This is a genomic window from Blattabacterium cuenoti, from assembly GCF_014252255.1.
GTDB lineage: Bacteria > Bacteroidota > Bacteroidia > Flavobacteriales > Blattabacteriaceae > Blattabacterium > Blattabacterium cuenoti_J.
The window spans coordinates 367,510-385,130 of record NZ_CP059213.1 but is presented as its reverse complement, the minus strand read 5'-3'; the positions used below and the strand labels follow the sequence as shown (position 1 = coordinate 385,130).

Below are 17,621 nucleotides of genomic sequence, written 5' to 3'. Positions count from 1 at the left end.
TGTATGGTATTTTAAATATGATTTAATAAAATATTATATTATTTATGTTGATTAGAAATTGAAAATTATAAAATAAATAATTTTTTTTTCTAAATTTTTTATTATTTATTATTCTTTATTCTTTATAGACTTTATAGAAGGATTTTTAAATATAGATATAAAATGTTATATATAATATACTTATTTTTTTAAATTTAATAAAAATTATAGAAATGAATACTGTTGGTGGAAAGATTATTCTATAATCAAAATTTTAAATTAAATGTTAGATTTTTTAAATACAATATTTAAAAATAATAAAAAAAGAAATCATTTTCCTAGTAAAAAAAAGTCTGAAGACTTTGTGGAATCTTTATTTAATTTTTTATTTATTCCAGATCAAATTATTATTAATAATACATTTTTATTAGAAAAATATTACAATAAATTAAAATATTTTTTATATGAAATTTTTATTGAATTAAATTTTGATAAAAAAAATTCTGAAGATCTTTCTAAAAAATTTTTTGAAAAAATTCCTAATATCTATAAAACATTAATAATAGATGCTTATGCTATATTAGAATCTGATCCAGCCGCAACAGTTATAGAAGAAATTTTTATTTCTTATCCTGGTTTTTTTGCTACTGCATTATATAGAATAGCTCATCAATTATGGATTCAAAATATTCCAATTATTCCTAGATTAATTACAGAATATGCACATAGTAAAACAGGAGTAGATATTCATGCATCTGCAAAAATAGGAAGTTCTTTCGCAATTGATCATGGAACAGGAATAGTTATAGGATCTAGTACAAAAATAGGAGATAAAGTAAAAATATATCAAGGAGTTACTCTAGGAGCTATTTCTGTAAATAAAAAATTATCAAATAAAAAACGTCATCCTACTATAGAAGATAAAGTTACTATTTATGCTGGAGCTACTATTTTAGGTGGAGAAACTATAATAGGTCATGATAGTGTTATTGGAGGTAATGTTTGGTTAACAAAAAGTATTCCACCTTTTTCTATAGTGTATCAAAAAAGTGAAATAAAAATGAGAAATAATAGTACTTTTCCTGATCCTATTAATTTTATGATATAAAAAAAAAAAAAATGAAAGTTGATAGTATTTTACAAACTATTGGAAATACCCCCCATGTTCGTCTTAAAAAATTGTATCCTAATCATAAAGTTTGGATAAAATTAGAAAAAAATAATCCAGGAGGAAGTATCAAAGATAGAATTGCTTTATCTATGATTGAAGATGCAGAACAAAAAAAAATAATTCAACAAGGAGATATTATTATAGAACCAACGTCTGGTAATACAGGAATTGGATTATCTATGGTTTGTTCTGTAAAAGGTTATCGTTTGATTTTAGTTATGCCAGAATCTATGAGTCTTGAAAGAAGAAAATTATTTTCTATTTTTGGAGCAAAATTTGTTTTAACTCCAAAAGAAAAAGGAATGAAAGGAGCTATTAAAAAAGCAGAAGAACTTATTGATATTATTCCTAATTCATGGATGCCAAAACAATTTGATAATATATCTAATATTAATATTCATAAAAATACAACTGCACAAGAAATTATAAAAGCATTTCCTGATGGAATAGATTATTTTATTACAGGAGTTGGAACTGGAGGTCATATAACTGGAATAGGAGAAATATTAAAAAATAAATTTTCAAATATAAAAATTTTTTCTGTAGAACCATTGGAATCTCCTGTTATATTTGGAGGTACACCACATCCACATTCTTTACAAGGATTAGGTGCAGGATTTATTCCTTCTATTTTAAATAAAAAAATATTAGATGGAACTTTTTTAGTTTCTAAAGAAGAAGCTTTTTCTTTTGTTCGAAAAATAGCAAAAAAAGAAGGGATTCTTGTTGGAATATCTACAGGAGCAGTTTTATCTGCTATAAATAAACAATTACCTCAATTTTCTGAAAAATCTATAATATTAACGTTTAATTATGATACTGGAGAAAGATATCTTTCAGTTGAAAATCTTTTTTTTTAATGGTAAAAAAAGTAATTGATTATAATGTTTTGATTAAATTTTTTTTATTTATTAATAATTTAATAAATTAATAAAAATTAATATATACAATTATATAATAAAATTAGTTATTAACCTAATAAAAAAATGTTATCTGAATCAAATAAAAAAATATTTATTAAATTAATAAAAGAATCTTCTCGAGAAGAAATTATTTGGATGTATGGATATATGTCAGGATTATTTCCTAAGGATAAATGTTTTTTTGATATTTTAAAAAATAAAAAAGAAAAAATTACATTAGTTTATGGAACAGAAACAGGAAATGCTAAAAGTTTAGCTTTTGATATTTATAAAAAATTTCAAAAAAAAGAATTAAAGATAAATTTAATAAATTTAGATCAATATAATTTAAAAAATTTAGAAAAAGAAAATTATTTATTAATAATAATTAGTACACATGGAGAAGGAGAGCCTCCTTTTTCTGCAAAAAATTTTTTTAATTTTATTAAAAATAATACAAAAATTTATTTAAAAAAATTGAAATATAGTGTATTAGCATTAGGAGATAAATCTTATTCTCATTTTTGTCAAGCTGGAATAGATGTAGATAAATATTTATATAATATAGGAGCAATTAGAATTATTCCATTATATAAATGTGATATTGATTATAAAGAAAAAGCATATAAATGGTTTTATGAAATTTTAAATTTTTTTCAAAATAAAAAAGATATAGAAAATAAAAAACGTATAATATGTGGAAAAATTTTTAATAAAATACTTTTAAGTGATCAAAAAAGAGAATATAATAAAAATAAAGAAGTTTATCATATTGAAATTTCTTGTCAAAATGAAATTAAATATAACCCAGGTGATGCTATAGGAATATTTCCTGAAAATTCTTCAAATCAAACATATGATATTATAAATTTTTTTTTAAAAAATAAAAAAATTGAATTAAAACAAAAAGAATATAAAAAAATATATAATCTTTTTAAAAAAAAATTTAATATTTTTTGTTTATCAAATAATTTTTTAAATAAATATTCTTTATTATCTGATCAAGAAAATATACCTTATGATCGTAAATGGAATCTTATTGATCTTTTAAAAGAATTTCCGATAAAAAGGAAATATTCATTAAAAAATTTAATAAAAATAATGGAATGTATAAAACCCAGATTATATTCTATTTCTTCTTCTCATAAAGTTCATTATAATAAAATACATATTACTGTATCCCGTCATAGTTTTCAATTAAATGGAGAAACTGTATTTGGATATTGTTCTGATTTTTTGTCAAAATTAAAAAAAGGTGATGAATTATTCTTTTTTATTTATAATAATAAATTATTTAAATTACCAAAAAATTTAGATAAAGATATAATTCTTATTGGTCCTGGAACTGGAATAGCTCCTTTTCGTTCTTTTTTATATGAAAGAGAATATATGGGAGCTACAGGAAGAAATTGGTTATTTTTTGGAGATCAACATTTTTCTACAGATTTTTTATATAAAAAAGAAATTCAAACTTGGAAAAAAAAAGGAATTCTTAATAATGTAAGTCTTTCTTTTTCAAGAGATCAAAAAAATAAAATATATGTACAAGATAAAATATGGGAAAATCGTATAGAATTTTTTTCATGGATCCAAAATGGAGCATATATTTATGTTTGTGGTAAAAAAGATCCTATGAGTATAGATATTGAAAAAATGATTTATCATATAATAGAAGAAGTAGGAAAATGTAATCCAGAATTTTTTATAAAAGAAATGAAAAAAAATGGAAGATATTTAAAAGATGTATATTAAAAATATTTATAATTATTTTTATTTAAAATTTTTAAATATATTCATTAATATTTTTTATAATTATTTTTTAAATTAAGTTTTTTATTTAATAAAATAATTTTTTCTACAATTTTTTTATCCATTTTATATTTCGATTCTTTAGTCCATCCAGCAATATGTGGAGTTAATATAACTTGATCAGAATGAATAAGATAAAAAAAACTTTTTGGAAGTGTATTTTTATTAAAAATATTTTCAAAAGATGAATTTTCATATTCTAATACATCTAAACATGCTCCATAGATTTTTCCATTTTTTAATGCTTTAACTAAATGATTTGTAATAATACATCCACCACGAGAAGTATTTATTAAATAAAAAGGTTTAGAAAACCTTTTTATAAAATTATAATTAATCATTCCTTTTGTTTTTTTTGTATAAGGTACATGTAAACTAATTACATCTGATTTTTGAAATATTTTATTCATATGAACTTGTTTAGCATAAGTATCTCCAATATTAGGTAATATATCATAACATAATATTTTAGCATTAAATCCAGAAAGTTTTTTAGCAAAAGATTTTCCAGTATTTCCATATCCAATAATTCCTATTGTTTTTTTCATAATTTCTTTTCCTCTATTTTTTTCTCTATACCATTTTCCTTTTTGTATTTGATGATTAGAACGAATAATATGATTCATTAAACATAAAAGCATTCCTATTGCATGTTCTGCTACGGCATCTTTATTTCCTTCTGGAGAAGAAATTAAAGTAATACCTTTTTTAAAAGCATAATCTTTATCTATATTTTCTGTACCAGATCCAATTCTTGCTATAAATTTTAAATTTTTAGCTTTTTTAATAAATTTATTATCTATTTTTAATCTACTTCTTAAAACAATTCCATCATATATAGAAAGATTCATTTTATCGTATGAATCATGATAATTTTCGTCACAAATAAATCCTTTTTTTTTTAATGTATATATAATAAAAGGATGATTTTTTTCTAAAATTAATATTCTTTTAATCATATTCATATTATGATATTATTTTATTTATCAAAATTTTTATTATTATTTAAATTTTCATTATTTTTATTATTATTTAAATTTTCATTTATATCTATAATTTTTTTGAATTCTTTTATAAAATTTTTATTTTCTTTTTTTTCATTTTCCTCATTAATAAAAATATTATTATGATCCTCTTTTATAGATAAAGAAGAATTATCTATACATTTTTCCCAATTATATTGATAATTTTTAGGTTTACGAAAAAATAATTGATCATGATAGATCAAATTTATATCTTTATATAAACTTTTCATATAATAAGCCCATATAGGTAATGCCATATTAGCTCCTTGTCCTAATTTAATATTCTCAAAATGAGAAAATCTATCTTCCCAACCAACCCATACTCCAGTCGTTAAATTTGGAATCATTCCTATAAACCATCCATCTGAATTTTCATTAGTTGTTCCAGTTTTTCCTGCTATTTCTCCTATAAAATTATATTTTTTTAATCTTTTTGCTGTTCCATATTTAATCACTCCTTGCATTAATTTTAACATAATATATGCTACTTCTTCACTAAAAACTTGTCTTTTACTAATATCTATATTATCTTGAATCAAATTTCCATTTTCATCTTCTATTTTAACTAAAATACTTGGTTTGATATAAAAACCATAATTAGTAAATGTATTAAATGCTCCTGTCATTTCATATAATGTTAAATCTGCAGAACCTAATGCAATAGATGGATGTTCAGGAATTATAGACTTTATTCCCATTTTTTTTGCTAAATTTATGACAGGTTGGGGTGTTATTTGTGATATTAAACGTGCAGATATAGTATTAATAGATAAAGCTAACCCATCTTTTAATGTAAAAAATCCTCCATATTTTCCATTGGAATTTCTAGGACTCCATTTTCCTAAATGAAATTTTTCATTTGATATTTTTGTACAAGGATTATAATGTAATTTATTGATAGCAGCTGCGTATAAAATAGGTTTAAAAACAGAACCAACTTGACGTTGTGTTTGCGATACATGATCATATTGAAAATAATTAAAATCAATTCCTCCTACCCATGCTTTTATAAATCCAGTAGATGGTTCTATAGATAATAATCCAGATTGGATTATACTTTTTTGATAACGGATAAAATCCCATGGAGACATTAATATTTTTTTAGATCCATTCCAAGTAAATAATTTTATTAATTGTGGTTTTTTAAATTTTTCTATAATTTTATTTTCTTCTAATCCTTTTTGTTTTAAATCTTGATAAAGAGAAGTTCTATGCATAGCAGATATTAATATTCTTTTTGTTTTTTCTTGAGAAATATTTAAAAATGGATAATTTTTATTTTTTTTTTGCATATTATTAAATAATATTTGTAATTTACTAAGATGTTTTTTTACTGCTTTTTCTGCATAATCTTGCATTTTTGCATCAATAGATGTATATATTTTCAATCCACTAGAATAAAGATTTAATTTTTTTCCAGTTTTATTTTCATATTCATCTAAAGATTCTTGAATCTCTTTTTTTAAAAATTCACCATAATAAGTGAGTAATTCAAAATCTTTTTTTTGTATTTTAAAATTAATTTTTATGGGTTTTTTTAACTCTTTCTTATATCTATACCTATTTAAAAAATTATATTTTTTCATTTGAAAAAGAACTAAATTTCTTTGTTTTTTTGCTCTTTTAGGATAATTTTTAGGATTATATAATGAAGGATTTTCTAACATACCAACTAGTATTGCACTTTCTCCTAAATTAAGTTCAGAAACTTTTTTATTAAAATAAGTATGGGCGGCTGTTTCTATTCCTTTTGCATTATATAAAAAATCAAATTTATTATAATACATTGTAATAATTTCTTCTTTTGTATAACGTTTTTCTAATTCTATAGCCATTACCCATTCTAAAAGTTTTTGATGAATTCTTTGTAATTTATTTTTTGCAGATGGTCCAGTAAAAAGAAGTTTTGCTAATTGTTGAGATATAGTACTTCCCCCTCCTTTTTTTCCTAATGAAAGAATTGCTCTAAGAAAAGATTTAACATCAATTCCAGAATGATATTTAAAACGAATATCTTCTTTTGCTATTAAAGCATTAATAAGATTTTTTGGAAGTTGTTTATAAGTAATTAAAGTCCTATTTTCTGAAAAAAATCTACCTAACAATATACCATTAGCATCATATACTTCCGATCCTACTTCCATAGTAGGGTTTTCTATATCCCTAGTACTAGGTAAAGCTCCTAAATAACCTTTAGAAGCAGCATAAAAAATTGTGAATATTATACTTATTCCTATAATAAATAAAAACCAAAAATAAAAAATAAGTATACGAAAATAATAATTTACTTTTATATTTTTTTTATACACGCAAAAAATTATTTTTTTTTATCATACTATGATGATTATAATTTTATATTAATTAATTATATAGATAAATCTTTAAATGTTAATTCTGTTTTTTGAATAGTATTAATTGTAGATAATTCCTCTAAAGGAGGTGTTATTTGATTTTTTTTTAAAATTTCTTTAATTTTATTTACTTTTATTTTAAACCAAGTATTTGGATTCTTAACATAAGAAAACCACATTATTTTTTTAAAAACATCAATTTTCATACATTGAGCTATTCCTTTTTTTGTATAAATTTTTTTATTAAAATCTGGAAAATTTTTTAAAGAAGTTAAATAAGCATCTAATTCATAATTAAGACAACATTTTAATTTTTGACATTGTCCAGTTAATTTTTGAATATTAATGGAAAGCTGTTGATATCTTGCAGAATTAGTAGTAACACTTTTAAAATTTTTTAACCAAGTAGAACAACAAAGTTCTCTTCCACAAGATCCTATTCCTCCAATTTTTGCTGCTTCTTGTCTATATCCTATTTGACGCATTTCTATACGTGTATGAAAATGTGTAGATAATTTTTTAATTAAAATTCTAAAATCAACTCTATTTTCTGCTGTATAATAAAAAATAGCTTTTTTCCCATCAGCCTGATATTCAACATCACAAATTTTCATAAAAAGATTTAAATTTTTTGAAATTTTTTTAGCTTTTAAAAGAGTGGTAAATTCTTTTTTTTTAAAAAATTTCCAAATATTTATTTCTTTATATGTAGATTTTCTATATATATTTTTTAATATATCTATATTTTTATTTCTGATTTGTAATTTTACTAATTCACCAGTTAGAATTACTACACCTATATCATATCCTTTTCCAGATTTAGATTCTACAGTAACAATATCTCCTTTACAAAGGGATATTTTTTCTTTATTAAGAAGGAATTCTTTTCTATTATTTTTAAATTTTACTTCTACAATATCATGTTTTTGATATTCAAAAGGAGATTGAATATTAGATAACCAATCTAATCCATTGAAATTATAGCATTTTTTTTCTTTAAAAATATTTTTTTCAAAAGAATTTTCTTTTTTTTTACATTTATTTTTTAAACAATTAGAACATGATTTGTTCATTATCCTAATAAATATTATACTATAAAGATATAAAAAATATGATATAAAAATTATTATGAATTATAATGAAAAAATAGCTATATTTCCTGGTTCTTTTGATCCTATTACTTTAGGACATTATGATATTATTATTAGAGCTTTAAATTTATTTGATAAAATTATCATAGCTATTGGAAAAAATATGAAAAAAAAAAATATGTTTTCTATTCAAAAAAGAAAAGAATGGATTCAAAAAACTTTTTGTAATTTTCCTTATAAACATAAAATAGAAATAGATTCATTTAATGGATTAACTATTTCTTTTTGTAAAAAAAAAAAAGTTAAATTTTTATTAAGAGGAATTAGAAATAAATTTGATTTTGAATTTGAGAAAAATATATTTTTTACTAATAAAAAATTAAATAAAATAAATTTTATTGAAATTGAAACAGTTTATTTTATTTCTTCTTATGAAAAATCTCATATTTGTTCTTTTCTTGTAAGAAATATTATAAAAAATGGAGGAGATTATACTATATTTGTTCCTTCTTCTGTTCGAATAGATAATAAATAATTAATTAAAAAAATAATATTAATTATATTGTATTTACTTTAGATAAATGTAATTTTATTATTTATTTTCTATCCAACTAAGAATAATTTTTTTTTTTTCCATATTTATATCTATAATTTTTACTTTTACTTTATCTCCTAAATGATAAATTTTTCTTTTTTCTTTTCCAATTATACTATATTCATTTGAATTTAAAATATAATAATCTTCTTTAATATCACGTAATCGAACCATACCTTCTGTTTGAAATAATAATAAATCAATATAAATACTCCAATCAGTAAATCCAGTAATAATTCCATAAAATTCTTTTCCTAAAAATTTTTGTATATATTTAATTTGTATATATTTAATAAATTCTCTTTCCGCATCTATAGCTAATCGTTCTTTATAACTACAATATTGAGATTGTTTTTCATAAAATTCAATTTTTTTTAATTTATATGTTTTGTCATTATTATTATTATGATAATTATTGTTATTGATTAAATAATAATGTAATAAACGATGAGCGATAATATCTGAATATCTCCTTATAGGAGAAGTAAAATGAGTATAATAAAAAAAAGATAATCCATAATGTCCTATATTTTTTGTAGAATATTTAGCTTTACTCATAGAACGAAGAATTAAATTTTCAATCATATTTTGTTCTGATTTTCCTTTAATTTTTTTTAATAAAAAATTAATAGAATTTTTTAAGTTATTAAAATCTAAAAAATAACCTAAAGGTTCTATAATTTTTTTTAATAAAAAAATTTTTTGAAAATCAGGTTTATCATGAATTCTATAAATAAAAATTTTATTAGAAGGAGATCCATTACAATTTAAACTAACAAATTCTGAAATTTTTCTATTAGCTAATAACATAAATTCTTCTATTAATCTATGAGCATCATTATTTTTTTCTAAACGTAAGGATATTGGATTATTTTTTTCATCTAAATGAAATTTTATTTCATCTTTATCAAGATAAATTGATCCATTTTTTAATCTTTTATTTGTTAAAATTTTAGAAAATAAAAATAAAGTATAAATTTCTTCATAAAAATCTCCTTTTTTATTTTCTATTATTTTTTGAACTTCTTCGTATGTAAATTTTCTATTAGATTGTATAATGGTTTTTCCGAACCAATTATTTAATATTTTTCCTTTATTATTTATGTTAAAAATATAAGAAAAACTTAATCTATCTTTTTTAGGAGTTAATGAACAAAGATCATTGGATAATATTTTTGGAAGCATAGGAATAACTTTTCCTATAAAATAAATAGATGTAGAACGTAAATATGCTTCTTTATCCAATAAACTTCCTTCTTTTACATAAAAAGAAACATCAGAAATATGAATACCGATTTCCCATATATCGTTATTTAATTTTCTAATTGATAATGCATCATCAAAATCTTTTGCATTTAATGGATCAATAGTAAAAGTATTAATACTTCGCATATCTTTTCTTATATTATTTTTATTTAAATTTTTTTTTAAATAAATTTTTTTCGCTTCATTTTCTATTTTTTTAGAAAATTTATAAGAAATTCCATATTGTTCTAATAATGAATCAATTTCTGTTTGATATTCTCCAGATTTTCCAAATATTTTTATAATTTTTCCTAAAGGATTTTTTAGTTCTTTAGGCCATGATATAATTTTAACTAAAACTTTATCGTTGTTATGATATTTTTTAATATTATTTATTGGTATTGGAATAAAAATATCGACATGAATACTATTATTATATACTATTACTGATCCATATTTAGAATTTAAATGAAGATTTATTTTTAATATTCCAATAAATTTTTTATTTTTTCTTTTTATAATTTTAAGGACTTCTCCTTCTATTTTTATTCCTTTTCTATGTCTATTTTTTTTATTTAATTTAATTTTTACTAAATCTCCTTCTAAAGCTCTATTTGTTTTATTTTTTGGAATAAAAATATCTTTTTGAAATCCTTCAATATTAACAAAAGCATATCCATGATTAGTCATATTAATATATCCAGTAGTAATAGAAGTAAAATTATTATTAAAATATTTTTTTTTTATTTTTTTTTTTGATTTCATGATAATAAAACATGTCTATTTATTATATAAATAAATATAAAAGGTGAAAAAGTCTACAATCTACACTAAAAAATCATTTTTTTTTAAAAAAAAATTAATGTATTGGATATTATTTATTATATTTGCAATGATCCGTTTTTTTACTATATATTTATCAAAATAAAAATAACTCTAAGATGACAGGTAAACGTATATTATATGTTTCTTCAGACTTATTTCCTTTTTCATCAGAGAATTCAATATCTTTATCGGTTTTAAAAGCCACTAAATTTATGCAATCAATAGGAAATGATGTACGTATATTTATGCCTCGTTTTGGAGTAATAAATGAAAGAAGACATCAATTACATGAAGTAATTCGTTTATCAGGAAAAAATTTGGTTATTAATGATATAGATCAACCATTATTAATAAAAGTAGCATCAATTCCTGATGCTAGATTACAAGTTTATTTTATAGATAATGAAGAATATTTTAAAAGAAAAGCTATATATGAAGATGAAAATGGAATCTTTTTTCAAGATAATGATGAAAGAGCTTTATTTTTTACAAAAGGAGTTTTAGAAACCGTAAAAAAATTAAATTGGAAACCTGATATTATTCATCTTTATGGGTGGATTAGTTCTTTTATTCCTTTGTATATTAAAAGTTTGTATAAAAATGATCCTGTATATAATAATACAAAATTAATTGTATCTATTTATAATAAACCTTTTCAAGGTTATCTTAATAAAGATATTATTAAAAAAATAAAATTTGATGGAATTAAATTAAAAAAATTAAAATTATTAGAAAATCCAAATTATTTTAATTTAATAAAATTTTGTATGTATTTTTCGGATGCTATAATAAAAGGAGATCTTTCTTTTCCTCAAGAAATAGAAGATTTTATAAAAATAAAAAAATTGTTAGTATTAAAATATTATCCTGTAGAAAAAATAGAAACCGTTTATCAACAATTTTATAAAGAAACTTTTTTAGAACAAATAAATTAATATTTATCATAAATAAAAACTTCTAATTTTATTAGTTAGAATGTGTGGTATAATTGGTTATTTGGGTTATAGAGATGCTTATCCTATTATTATTAATGGATTAAAAAAATTGGAATATAGAGGATATGATAGTTCTGGAATTGCACTTTTTTATAAAGATGGATATAGTTTATGTAAAACAAAAGGAAGGGTTAATGAATTGGAAAAAAAAATATATTCTAATAATATAAAAATAAGTGGAACTATTGGAATAGGTCATACTAGATGGGCAACACATGGAGTTCCAAATGATTTAAATGCTCATCCCCATGTTTCAAATTCTAATAAACTTATTATGATTCATAATGGGATTATAGAAAATTATCATGCAATTAAAATTGTTTTATTAAAAAATGGTTTTACTTTTAAAAGTAAAACTGATACAGAAGTTTTTATAAATTTTATTGAATATATTAAAAAAGAAAATAAATCTTCTTTAGAAGAAGCTGTAAGAATTTCATTAAATGAAATAATAGGAGCTTATTCTATTGTTGTAATAGATAAATCACATCCAGAAACAATTATTATTGCAAAATTAGGTAGTCCTCTTGCATTAGGAATTAATGATAAGGAATTTTTTATTGCATCTGATACTATTCCTTTTGTAAATTATACAAAAAATGTTATTTATTTAAAAGATGGAGAAATGGCTATTCTTAGAAAAGGAAAAGAATTAGATTTAAGAAAAATTATAAATAACCATAAATTAAATCCAATCATTAAAAAACTGAAAATAAATTTAAAACAAATAGAAAAAGGTGAATATAAATATTTTATGTTAAAAGAAATACATGAACAACCAAAAACAATTTTGGATACCTTACGTGGAAGATTATTAATACCAAAAGGTATTATTTGTATTGATGGAATTGAATCTAATAAAAATATTTTTATTAACGCTAAATCTATAACTATAGTAGCATGTGGAACTTCATGGCATGCTAGTTTAATTGGAGAATATTTATTAGAAGAACTTGCTTCTATTCCTGTAGAAGTAGAATATGCTTCAGAATTTCGATATAGAAATCCTATTATAAATAAAAAAAATATAATTATTGTTATTTCTCAATCAGGAGAAACAGCCGATACTTTAGCTGCTTTAAAATTAGCAAAAAAAAAAGGAGCATTTGTTTTTGGTATTTGTAATGTAGTAGGATCATCTATTGCACGAAATGTAGATGCAGGTGCTTATACTCATGCCGGTCCTGAAATTGGAGTAGCATCAACAAAATCTTTTACTGCACAAATTACAATTCTTATTTTATTAGCTTTAAAAATAGGAAAATATAGATCATCTATAAATGATAATCGTTATAAATGTTTATGTCAAGAATTAGGATTAATTTCAGAAAAAGTTTATCATACTTTAAAAAAAGATGATTCTATAAAAAAAATTTCTAAAGTATATCATAATGTTAATAATTTTCTTTATTTAGGTAGAGGAATTAATTTTCCAGTAGCTTTAGAAGGAGCTTTGAAATTAAAAGAAATATCTTATATTCATGCAGAAGGTTATCCTGCAGCAGAAATAAAACATGGACCTATTGCTTTAATAGACGAAAATATGCCAGTAGTAATTATCGCAACAAAAAAAGGATGTTATAATAAAATAATAGGAAATATTCAAGAAATAAAAGCTAGAAAAGGTAAAATAATAGCTATAGTTAATGAAGGAGATATTCAAGTTAGTACATTAGCAGATCACGTTATAAAAATTCCTAATAGTTCAGAAGAATTAAGTCCTTTAATTACTGTTATTCCTCTTCAATTATTAGCTTATCAAATAGCTTATATACGAGGAGAAAATGTTGATCAACCGAGAAATTTAGCAAAATCAGTAACAGTAGAATAATATATATTATATTTTATTTTTTTTAAATTATTTAATATTATATTTATAATTTTTTGATATAATATATTTTTCTAAAGCCATGAACATGGAAGGGAATTCTGGAGTTGGAACTTTTATATCTATTTTTAATCCTGCTTTATAAGCAGTATCTAAAGTATTTTGACCAAAAGTTGCAATTTTTATTCCATTTTGATCAAAATCAGGAAAATTTTTAAATAAAGATTTAATTTCTGATGGATTAAAAAAAACTAAAATATCATAATATATATGTTTTAAATCAGATAAATCACTATAAGTAATTTTATATAATATTGCTCTTCTCCAAAAAATATTTAATTTATTTAACATATTTGGAATTTCTGGTTTTAAAATATCTGAAGAAGGTAAAATAAATTTTTCTTTTGGATATTTTTTAATATATGGTAATATATCTTTAAATGATTTGTTTCCAATATAAATTTTTCTTTTTCTATATATAATATATTTTTGTAAATAATAAGCAATTTTTTCCGTTTGGCAAATATATTTCATAGAAATAGGAACTTTAAAACGCATAGATTCAGCTAATCTAAAATAATGATCTACAGATTTTTTACTTATAAAAAGTATTACAGTAAAATCAGAAAAATTTATTTTTTGTTTTCTTATATCACTAGACGATGCTCCTTTAATTTCTATAAAAGATCTAAAATCAATATTGATATTTTTATTTTTACAAAGTTCTAAATATGGTGAATCAGAGCCACCTGTAAGAGGTTGTGAAATTAAAATATTATTTATCCTCATTTATATCTATTATTTTATTCTTTTATAATTATTAAAATATTAAAATATAAAAAAAAAATTAAATAAAAAAAAGGCACAGAGCGGAATCGAACCGCTATAAAAGGTTTTGCAGACCTCCGCCTTTCCTATCGGCCACAGTGCCAAAAATAATACAAAAAATTATATTCAATGATATAAAATAACACATACTCTATCTATATTTCCTTTTATAGGTGGATTTTCTTTACAAATTTTAATTTTTATATGTTTAATTATTTTATATTTTTTTTTAATTTTTTGAATTATTCTGTTTGCTACATGTTCAATTAATTTAGAATTAATTTTCATTTCATTTTCAACGATATAATATAAACTAACATAATCAATAGTTTCTGATAAATTATCAGAAATAGAAGATTTCTGAAGATTTAATTCAATTTCTATATTGATAGTATAATCAGAACCAATATTTTTTTCTTCTGAAAAACATCCATGATATCCAAATAATCTGATATTTTCTAGAATTATTTTACCCATGTAAATTATTTACAATTTTATTGTAATTTTTTTCTACTTTTTTCCAATTGATAATCTTCCAAAAAGAAGATATATAATCTAAACGACGATTTTGATATTGTAAATAATAAGCATGTTCCCAAACGTCTAATCCTAATATAGGAATTCCTTCACAACCTATTCCTAACATAATAGGATTATCTTGATTAGATGTAGAACAAATAGTTAATTTTTTTTCTTTAACACATAACCAAGCCCATCCTGATCCAAAACGATTTAATGCAATAGTAGAAAATTTCTTTTTAAAAAAATCAAAAGATTCAAAATTTTTTTGAATGATATCATTAAAATAAGAACTTGGATCTATATATTCAAAATTAGGAATTAATATCTCCCAAAAAAGATTATGATTATAAAATCCTCCACTATTATTACGTAATAATGTAGATCCTAAAGGAGATTTTTTTAAAATTTCTTCTATAGTAAGATTCATCATATCTGTACCATAGATAGCTTTATTTAAATTATTCGTATAAGTTGCATGATGTTTTGTATAATGGATTTCCATTGTTTTTTGATCTATATAAGGTTCAAAATCCTTATATGAATAAGATAATTTTGGAAGTTTAAATGACATATTTGTTTTTTTAACAAAAGAACAAATATAATTAAAAATTTATTTTTTTATAGCTTTTATTCCAGGAAGTATTTTATTTTTTAAACTTTCTAAGAATGCTCCTCCACCAGTAGATAAATAACTAATTTTTTTATCATATCCTTCCATTTTTAATGAAGCAATAGAATCTCCTCCTCCTACTAAAGAAAAAGCTCCTTTTTCAGTTGTTTGTGCAATTATTTTTGCTATGGATCTGGTTCCTAAAGAAAAATTAGAAAATTCAAAAACTCCTACTGGACCATTCCATAAAATGGTTTTTGATTTTTTTATAATATCACAAAAATATTTTATAGAAGCAGGTCCTATATCTAATCCCATCCATCCATTTGGAATAGAATGAATAGGTACTATTTTAGTATTTTTTGTATTTTTAAAAGAATTAGCAATAATAACATCTTTTGGAAGATGTAAAATATTTTTTTTTTGACATTTATTAAAAATTATTTTTAATATTTTTTCAATTTTATTATTATTTTCAATAATAGAATTTCCTATTTTTCCTCCATTTATTTTAATAAAAGGATAAGACATCCCTCCCCCTATTAATATATAATCTGCAAAATCAATAAGATTTTCAATAATATCAATTTTAGAAGAAATTTTTGCTCCTCCTAATAAAATTGTAATAGGATTATTATTTTTTTTTGATAAAAATTTATTTAAAAATTTAATTTCTTTTTGCATAAGAAATCCTATACATTTTTTTTCTCCAAAAAATTTAGGTAAAATAGTTATAGAAGCATGTGAACGATGAGAAGCTCCAAAAGCATCATTTACATAAATATTTCCTAATTTTGATAATTCAAAAGCAAAATTTTTATTTTCTTCTTCTTCTTCTTTATAAAAACGTAAATTTTCTAATAATAAAATTTCACCATTTTTTAATTCATTAATTTGTTTTTTGACATTTTCTCCTATACAATTTTCACAAAAATTTATAGTTTTTTTTAATTTTTTAGATAAAAAAGGAATTAAAAATTTTAAAGAATCCCTTTCAGAGGGAATCCCTTTTGGTCGTCCAAAATGGGAAATAAGAATGACTTTTCCATTTTCAGAAATAATTTTTTGAATAGTTGGAATAGTATATTGAATTCGTGTATCATCTATTATTTTATAATATTTATTTACAGGAACATTAAAATCTACTCTTAGTAATGCTATTTGATTGTTAAAATTAAAATCATTAATAGTTTTTATATTTTTTATCATAATATAGTAAAATAATTTTATTTATCAAGTTAATATTTTAAGAGATTAATATTTTTAATTTTTATAATGTATATTTATTTGTTGTAATAAATATTATGCTAATAGCAATAGGATCTGATCATACAGGAGTATATTATAAATCTTTAATAAAAAATTTTTTGATTAAAAAAGGATATAAAATAAAAGATTTTGGTTTTTCTAAATATGGAGAAACAGTAGATTATCCTGATTTTATTCATCCTACAGCTAAATTTGTAGAAAAAGGAAAGGCAAATTTTGGAATTATTATATGTGGAAGTGGAAATGGAGCTGCTATTACTGCAAATAAATATAAAAAAATTCGTGCTGCTTTAGGATGGAAAAAAGAAATTGCTTTTTTAGCAAGAAAACATAATGATGCTAATATTATTAGTTTACCAGCACGTTTTTTAAATAAAAATGAAGCTTTAGAAATTATAGAAATATTTTTAAAAACAGATTTTGAAGGTGGAAGACACAAAATTAGAATAAATAAAATTCCAATTAAAAATGATCCTCAGTAGCTCAGTTGGTTAGAGCACCTGACTGTTAATCAGGGTGTCGCTGGTTCGAATCCAGCCTGAGGAGTTATAAAAAAAATAATATCGGTGTGTAAAT

Annotated in this window: 15 protein-coding genes and 2 tRNA genes; 8 read left to right on the top strand and 9 right to left on the bottom strand. The window is 21.3% G+C overall.

Annotation, left to right across the window (positions count from 1 at the left end):
* Nucleotides 1-262 precede the first annotated feature (262 nt).
* The 3 genes from H0H41_RS01785 (at nucleotide 263) to H0H41_RS01775 (ending at nucleotide 3,804) form a co-directional block, all read left to right on the top strand.
* Entirely contained in the window at nucleotides 263-1,087 is an 825-nt protein-coding gene (locus H0H41_RS01785) for a serine O-acetyltransferase (RefSeq protein WP_185872005.1), read from the top strand.
* A gap of 11 nt (nucleotides 1,088-1,098) precedes the next feature.
* The gene (gene cysK, locus H0H41_RS01780) at nucleotides 1,099-2,010 is read left to right on the top strand and encodes a cysteine synthase A (protein WP_185872004.1); all 912 of its coding nucleotides are present in this window, start codon (nucleotides 1,099-1,101) and stop codon (nucleotides 2,008-2,010) included.
* A 126-nt stretch (nucleotides 2,011-2,136) separates the two neighbouring features.
* Nucleotides 2,137-3,804 carry a diflavin oxidoreductase gene (locus H0H41_RS01775; RefSeq protein ID WP_185872003.1) on the top strand — a complete coding sequence of 556 codons (1,668 nt, stop codon included), beginning with the start codon at nucleotides 2,137-2,139 and terminating at the stop codon, nucleotides 3,802-3,804.
* Nucleotides 3,805-3,848: 44 nt separating this feature from the next.
* On the opposite strand, the gene H0H41_RS01770 is transcribed toward H0H41_RS01775, so the two are convergent.
* From H0H41_RS01770 to H0H41_RS01760, 3 genes are read right to left on the bottom strand one after another with little or no spacing between them, the layout of a single operon-like run.
* Entirely contained in the window at nucleotides 3,849-4,820 is a 972-nt protein-coding gene (locus tag H0H41_RS01770; RefSeq protein ID WP_185872514.1) for a 2-hydroxyacid dehydrogenase, read from the bottom strand.
* Between the two features lie 20 nt (nucleotides 4,821-4,840).
* A complete protein-coding gene (locus H0H41_RS01765) occupies nucleotides 4,841-7,195 on the bottom strand; it encodes a transglycosylase domain-containing protein (protein ID WP_185872002.1) in 2,355 nt (784 codons plus the stop codon).
* 56 nt (nucleotides 7,196-7,251) lie between these two features.
* Entirely contained in the window at nucleotides 7,252-8,310 is a 1,059-nt protein-coding gene (locus H0H41_RS01760; RefSeq protein ID WP_185872001.1) for a PSP1 domain-containing protein, read from the bottom strand.
* Nucleotides 8,311-8,365: 55 nt separating this feature from the next.
* On the opposite strand from H0H41_RS01760, the gene coaD reads away from it, so the two are divergent.
* Nucleotides 8,366-8,863: a pantetheine-phosphate adenylyltransferase gene (gene coaD / locus H0H41_RS01755; RefSeq protein WP_185872000.1), complete on the top strand. Its 498-nt coding sequence runs from the start codon at nucleotides 8,366-8,368 to the stop codon at nucleotides 8,861-8,863.
* Nucleotides 8,864-8,920: 57 nt separating this feature from the next.
* On the opposite strand, the gene rnr is transcribed toward coaD, so the two are convergent.
* Complete coding sequence (rnr, locus tag H0H41_RS01750; RefSeq protein WP_185871999.1) at nucleotides 8,921-10,933, bottom strand: ribonuclease R; 2,013 nt, start codon at nucleotides 10,931-10,933, stop codon at nucleotides 8,921-8,923.
* 176 nt (nucleotides 10,934-11,109) lie between these two features.
* On the opposite strand from rnr, the gene H0H41_RS01745 reads away from it, so the two are divergent.
* Complete coding sequence (locus tag H0H41_RS01745; RefSeq protein ID WP_185871998.1) at nucleotides 11,110-11,928, top strand: glycogen/starch synthase; 819 nt, start codon at nucleotides 11,110-11,112, stop codon at nucleotides 11,926-11,928.
* Nucleotides 11,929-11,968: 40 nt separating this feature from the next.
* Nucleotides 11,969-13,819: a glutamine--fructose-6-phosphate transaminase (isomerizing) gene (gene glmS / locus H0H41_RS01740; protein WP_185871997.1), complete on the top strand. Its 1,851-nt coding sequence runs from the start codon at nucleotides 11,969-11,971 to the stop codon at nucleotides 13,817-13,819.
* 27 nt (nucleotides 13,820-13,846) lie between these two features.
* Here glmS and H0H41_RS01735 read toward each other — a convergent pair whose 3' ends face one another.
* From H0H41_RS01735 to H0H41_RS01715, 5 genes are all read right to left on the bottom strand, one after another.
* Complete coding sequence (locus H0H41_RS01735) at nucleotides 13,847-14,605, bottom strand: uroporphyrinogen-III synthase (RefSeq protein WP_185871996.1); 759 nt, start codon at nucleotides 14,603-14,605, stop codon at nucleotides 13,847-13,849.
* 71 nt (nucleotides 14,606-14,676) lie between these two features.
* Nucleotides 14,677-14,747 (bottom strand) — tRNA-Cys (locus H0H41_RS01730).
* Between the two features lie 23 nt (nucleotides 14,748-14,770).
* Nucleotides 14,771-15,121, bottom strand: coding sequence for a dihydroneopterin aldolase (folB, locus tag H0H41_RS01725; RefSeq protein ID WP_185871995.1), 351 nt, complete (start codon nucleotides 15,119-15,121; stop codon nucleotides 14,771-14,773).
* Nucleotides 15,114-15,737 (bottom strand): superoxide dismutase, encoded by a 624-nt coding sequence (locus H0H41_RS01720; RefSeq protein WP_185871994.1) that lies wholly within the window; start codon nucleotides 15,735-15,737, stop codon nucleotides 15,114-15,116. The genes folB and H0H41_RS01720 overlap by 8 nt, the downstream gene beginning before the upstream one ends.
* 39 nt (nucleotides 15,738-15,776) lie before the next feature.
* Entirely contained in the window at nucleotides 15,777-16,985 is a 1,209-nt protein-coding gene (locus H0H41_RS01715) for a phosphoglycerate kinase (RefSeq protein ID WP_185871993.1), read from the bottom strand.
* A gap of 95 nt (nucleotides 16,986-17,080) precedes the next feature.
* On the opposite strand from H0H41_RS01715, the gene H0H41_RS01710 reads away from it, so the two are divergent.
* Both H0H41_RS01710 and H0H41_RS01705 read left to right on the top strand, forming a co-directional pair.
* The gene (locus H0H41_RS01710; RefSeq protein ID WP_185871992.1) at nucleotides 17,081-17,527 is read left to right on the top strand and encodes an RpiB/LacA/LacB family sugar-phosphate isomerase; all 447 of its coding nucleotides are present in this window, start codon (nucleotides 17,081-17,083) and stop codon (nucleotides 17,525-17,527) included.
* Nucleotides 17,518-17,591 (top strand) — tRNA-Asn (locus tag H0H41_RS01705). Before H0H41_RS01710 ends, H0H41_RS01705 begins: the two co-directional genes overlap by 10 nt.
* The last annotated feature ends 30 nt before the right edge of the window (nucleotides 17,592-17,621 follow it).